We start from the raw sequence: 4,589 nt of genomic DNA on the forward strand, positions 1-4,589 counted from the left end.
GGCCTGCGGGGCGGCGGGAGGCTGGCCCACGGGCGGCCGGCCCACGGACGGCTGACCCCAGGCGGGCGGCGGCGCCCAGCCGCGCGGGGCGGCGGGCGGCGCGGCGAACGGGTCGGCCGGCGCGGGCCCGTCGGCGGGAGCGGGCCCGTCGGCGGCGCGGTCCTGCGGCCGGTCCCCCGCCGGCTCCCCGGCGCGGTCGTCCGGGCCGGTCACGGCAGGTGCACCGCGGCGGCGAACGTGTCCCACCCGCGGGTCAGGCGGGCGCTGAGACCCGCGTCGAACTGGCCCTCCGGGAACTGGGCGACCACGGCGGCGGCGCCGGGTCCGGTGCGGGACGACACCACCTCGACGACGGTGTCCCCCGACTGCCAGGCGGCGTGCCACGGCTCGGCGGACAGCAGGTAGACGGTGCGGCCCTCGACGTCGATCGGCTCGGCGGCGGTGAGCGCGGAGACGTCGAGCCGGCCGTGCTGCTCGGTGACGACGACGTCGCCGGTGGGCCCGGAGAGGTCGACCTCGAGCGTGCTGCCGTCGTCGCGCAGGTGCACGGCGGTGACCGCCCAGCCCGCGGGGACCTGCTCGGGGCAGGTCCAGCCCTCGGCCCGCATCCAGTCCAGGTAGTCCTGCGTGCTGGCCCCGGCGGCCGGCCCGGAGCCGGTCGGGTCGGCGGCGCCGGCGACGACCGGGACCGCGGCGGTGCCCGCGTCGCCGAGCAGCGACAGCGCCTCGGTGGACTCGGTCACCGGGGCGACGGTCGGGCGGTCGCCCAGGAGGAACAGCCCGACCGCGACGACGCCCAGCCCCGTGATCGAGCCGACCGCGGCCCGCAGGCCGCGCCGGGTGGCGGCACCGGTGGTGCCGAGCGCGCTGCCGATCACGGGCCGGCCGCCGAGCACGCGACGGGAGCCGAGGACCGAGCCGCCGAGCACGGACCGCCCGCCGAGGACGCCCTCGCCGAACGGACCGCGCCCGCCGAGCAGGCCCCCGATGCCGGAGCCGGCCGACGACGGGGCGCCGGTGAACGCCGCCGTGCCGCGCAGGGCGGACGGCGGGACGAACGGGTCCATCGGCCGCACCGGGCCGGGTCGGCCGGCGTCGGCGTCCGACGGCACCGGCGCACCACCCAGCGCGAGCAGCCGCGCCGTGAGGTCGCCCGCGGGGCGGACGTCGTCGCAGTCCGAGAGCACCCGCCGGGCGGACCGGGCCGCGGCGAGGTCGGCGGCGCACCGCGGGCAGCCCGCGACGTGCGCGAGCGCCCGCTCCGCGGCGGCCGGCGCGAGCTGGCCGTCGACGAGGGCGCTGACGCGGTCCCCGAGGTGCGCGCTCACCGGGCGCCCGCCGGGGCCGTCACCTCGGACGCGCGGTCGCCCGCGGGCTCCGGCGCCGTGGTGCGCGCGGCGGCCGGCGCACGGTGCTCGAGCGCCACGCGCAGCCGCGCCCGGGCCCGGTGGATGCGCGAGCGCACCGTGCCGAGCTTGATGCCGAGCGTCACGGCGATCTCCTCGTACGACAGCCCCTCGATGTCGCACAGCACGACGGCGGCGCGGTACTCCGGGGGCAGCTCGTCGAGCGCGCGCTGCACGTCGACGTCGAGGTTGTCGTGCTCGAAGGCGCGCTCGGGCCCGGCGCCGGTGGCCGGGTACCGGTCGCCGTCCTCCCCCATCGCGTCCATGCGGATGCGCTGGCGGCGGCGGGCGCCGTCGAGGAACAGGTTGGTCGTGATCCGGTGCAGCCAGCCCTCGAACGTCCCCGGGGTGTACGTGGACAGCGACCGGAAGACGCGCACGAACACCTCCTGCGTGAGGTCCTCGGCGTCGTGCCGGTTGCCCGTGAGCCGGTAGGCCAGGCGGTACACGCGCGCGGAGTGCTCCCGGACGATCGCCTCCCAGGTCGGGGGCTGCCAGTCCGGGTCGGGCAACGAGGTCGCCATCCACGTCCTTCTGCTCGGGGGCCGCTGGTGCGGCGCGAGGTCCCGGGACCCAGTGTCCCAGGACGCGGGGCCCGGTGCGAACCCGGCCCACCCCTGTCCTCGCACAACGCGCACGAGTCCCGCCCGGTTCCCGCGCGGGCGGGTGACCTCCGGACGACCGGCGCCCGCCGCGGCGACCGTCCGGCGACCCCTGCGCAGGAGCGCCCGCACGGCCCCCGTGCGCCGCGCGGCCCGGGGCCGCCCCGCGCACTAGGCTGGCCAGCGCCCGCGCACGTCCGCCCACCGGTCGCGCACCGGCGCCGACGCACCGCGCGCACGACACCCCGCACGACCTGAGACCAGGAGGACACCATCGCCACCGACAAGGCCGCGAGCTGGGTCTACGCCGAGGGCTTCGTCCCCGAGGACGACACCCTGCTGCGCGCGCGGGACCGCGCCGGCGAGCTCGGCTGCACGCCGGTGCAGCCCGGCACGGGCGCCGCGCTCACGGTGCTCGCCGCGGCCTCCCGGGCGCGCGCGGTGGTCGAGGTCGGCACCGGCGCGGGCGTCAGCGGCCTGCACCTGCTGCGGGGGATGCCGACGGACGGCGTGCTCACCACCATCGACGTCGAGGTGGAGCACCAGCGCGCGGCCAAGCAGGCGTTCGCCGAGGAGGGGGTCCGCGCGGCGCGCACCCGCACCATCTCCGGGCGCGCGCTGGACGTGCTGCCGCGGCTGACCGACGGCGCGTACGACCTCGTGTTCGTCGACGCCGACATCGAGAGCTACCCGGCGTACGTCGAGCGGGCGGTGCGGCTGCTCCGCCCGGGCGGCGTGCTGGCCGTGGACGACGCGCTGTGGCACGACCGGGTCGCGGACCCCGCCCGCCGGGACGAGGCGACGACGCTGGTGCGCGAGACCGGGCGGCTGGTCCGCGAGGACGACCGGCTGCTGCCGGCGATGCTGCCGGTCGGCGACGGCCTGCTGGTGGCCGTGCGCCGCTGAGGCACACCGGCCCGAGCACGCGGACGGCCGCCCACCCCGCGGGGTGGGCGGCCGTCGTCGTCCCGGCGCCGGGCCGTGCTCAGCGCAGCGCGGCGAGCCAGCGCAGCAGCAGGCGGGCGCCGAAGCCGGTCGCACCCTCGGTGACCTCGTGCCGGTCCGCGGTCGACCGCGCGGGCCCGGCGATGTCGAGGTGCGCCCAGGTGCGGGCGCCCACGAACTCGCGGAGGAACAGGGCCGCCGTGATCGAGCCGCCGCCGTACTTGAGGTCCTGCGGGACGTGCCGCAGGTCGGCGACGGTGGAGCGCACCGCGTCGGCGTAGTCCTCGACGAGCGGCATCGACCAGACCGGCTCGCCCGACTCCGCGCCCGCGGCCTCCAGCGCCGCGGCCAGCCGCGGGTCGGTCGCGTACAGCGCGCCGTGCTGCTTGCCGAGCCCGAGGCTCGCGGCGCCGGTGAGCGTCGCGACGTCCACCAGGAGGTCGGGGTCCAGCGTTGCGTCGGCCCAGGCCAGCGCGTCACCGAGCACCAGCCGGCCCTCCGCGTCGGTGTTCGCGATCTCGACCGTGCGGCCGCCCCACATCCGCAGGACGTCGCCCGGCCGGTACGACGCGGCGCCGAAGTGGTTCTCCGCGAGCGGCAGCACCGCGGTGACCCGGTGCGGCACCTCCGCGGCGGCCGCGCCGAGCACGGTCGCCAGCGCCACGGCGGCGCCCGCCATGTCCGTCTTCATGGGCACCATCGCCTCGCGCGGCTTGATGGACAGGCCGCCCGTGTCGTAGGTGATGCCCTTGCCGACCACCACGACGTGCTGGCGCCGGCGACCGGCGGTCCCGGCCGGGCCCGCGGGGTCGTAGGTGACGGTGACCAGCCGCGGGCTCGACGCCGAGCCGCCGCCGACGGCGAGGATGCCGCCGAAGCCCTGGGCCTCGAGCTCGCGCGGGCCGAGCACCTCGACCCGCAGGCCGGCGTCCCGGGCCAGGTCCGACGCGCGGTCGGCGACCCAGGCCGGGTCCTTGATGCTGGACGGGGTGTTGGCGAGGTCGCGCACCAGCCAGGTGGCGGTCGCGCCGCGCACGGCCTCGTCGAGCGCGGCCTGCACGCGCACGCCCTCGCGGCCGACGAGCACGAGCTCCTCGGCCGGCGCCTCCTTCGGCGAGGCGGGCGCGCCGATCCGCTGCACGCGGTAGGCGGCGAGCAGGTAGCCCTCGGCGAACGCGCGCACCGCGCGCGGGCCGTCGGCGCCGGGCTCGGTGGCGACGGTCGTCAGCACGCGGCGCAGGCCGCGGGTGGCGCGGGCCAGCGCGGCGCCGGCACGCCGGAGCTCGTCCGGGGTGCCGTCGCCGACGCCCACGAGCACCAGCCGGCGCGGCAGGCCCGCCCAGGGCAGGTCGCCGCCGGCGCTGCCGACGGGGCGCGGCAGCAGCAGCGTCCACGCCTCGCCGGCGGCACCGGTCAGACCGGCCCGCTCCGCGAGCTCGGCCAGGTCGATGCCGTACCGCGCCGCCGCGTCGGCGGTGCCGCGGCGCGGCTGGAGGTCGGTGTCGTCCGGCGCCGCCGGGGCGACCGGGACGGCCACCGCGTCGACGTCGGCCGCGAGCAGCAGCTCGGAGGTCGCCAGCGAGCCGGCCACGAGGCCGACCGCCGGGACCGCGCGGCCGATGCGCTGGGGGGGCTG

General features: G+C 79.2%; 4 protein-coding genes and 1 pseudogene. 1 reads left to right on the forward strand and 4 read right to left on the reverse strand.

Annotation, left to right across the window (positions count from 1 at the left end):
* The 3 genes and pseudogenes from G6556_RS19220 to sigE all read right to left on the reverse strand — a co-directional run.
* Positions 1-213, reverse strand: a pseudogene (locus tag G6556_RS19220) (hypothetical protein); the annotation flags it as partial.
* Complete coding sequence (locus G6556_RS17270) at positions 210-1,328, reverse strand: zf-HC2 domain-containing protein (protein ID WP_166944149.1); 1,119 nt, start codon at positions 1,326-1,328, stop codon at positions 210-212. The gene G6556_RS17270 and the pseudogene G6556_RS19220, both read right to left, overlap by 4 nt.
* On the reverse strand, positions 1,325-1,930 hold the full coding sequence (gene sigE / locus G6556_RS17275) for an RNA polymerase sigma factor SigE (protein ID WP_166944151.1): 606 nt from the start codon (positions 1,928-1,930) through the stop codon (positions 1,325-1,327). Before sigE ends, G6556_RS17270 begins: the two co-directional genes overlap by 4 nt.
* A 351-nt stretch (positions 1,931-2,281) precedes the next feature.
* Here sigE and G6556_RS17280 point away from each other — a divergent pair, with 351 nt between their 5' ends.
* A complete protein-coding gene (locus tag G6556_RS17280) occupies positions 2,282-2,914 on the forward strand; it encodes an O-methyltransferase (protein WP_166944153.1) in 633 nt (210 codons plus the stop codon).
* A 79-nt stretch (positions 2,915-2,993) separates the two neighbouring features.
* On the opposite strand, the gene G6556_RS17285 is transcribed toward G6556_RS17280, so the two are convergent.
* The gene (locus G6556_RS17285) at positions 2,994-4,574 is read right to left on the reverse strand and encodes a leucyl aminopeptidase family protein (RefSeq protein ID WP_166944155.1); all 1,581 of its coding nucleotides are present in this window, start codon (positions 4,572-4,574) and stop codon (positions 2,994-2,996) included.
* Positions 4,575-4,589 lie beyond the last annotated feature (15 nt).

Source organism: Cellulomonas sp. IC4_254, from assembly GCF_011603975.1.
Classification (GTDB): domain Bacteria; phylum Actinomycetota; class Actinomycetes; order Actinomycetales; family Cellulomonadaceae; genus Cellulomonas.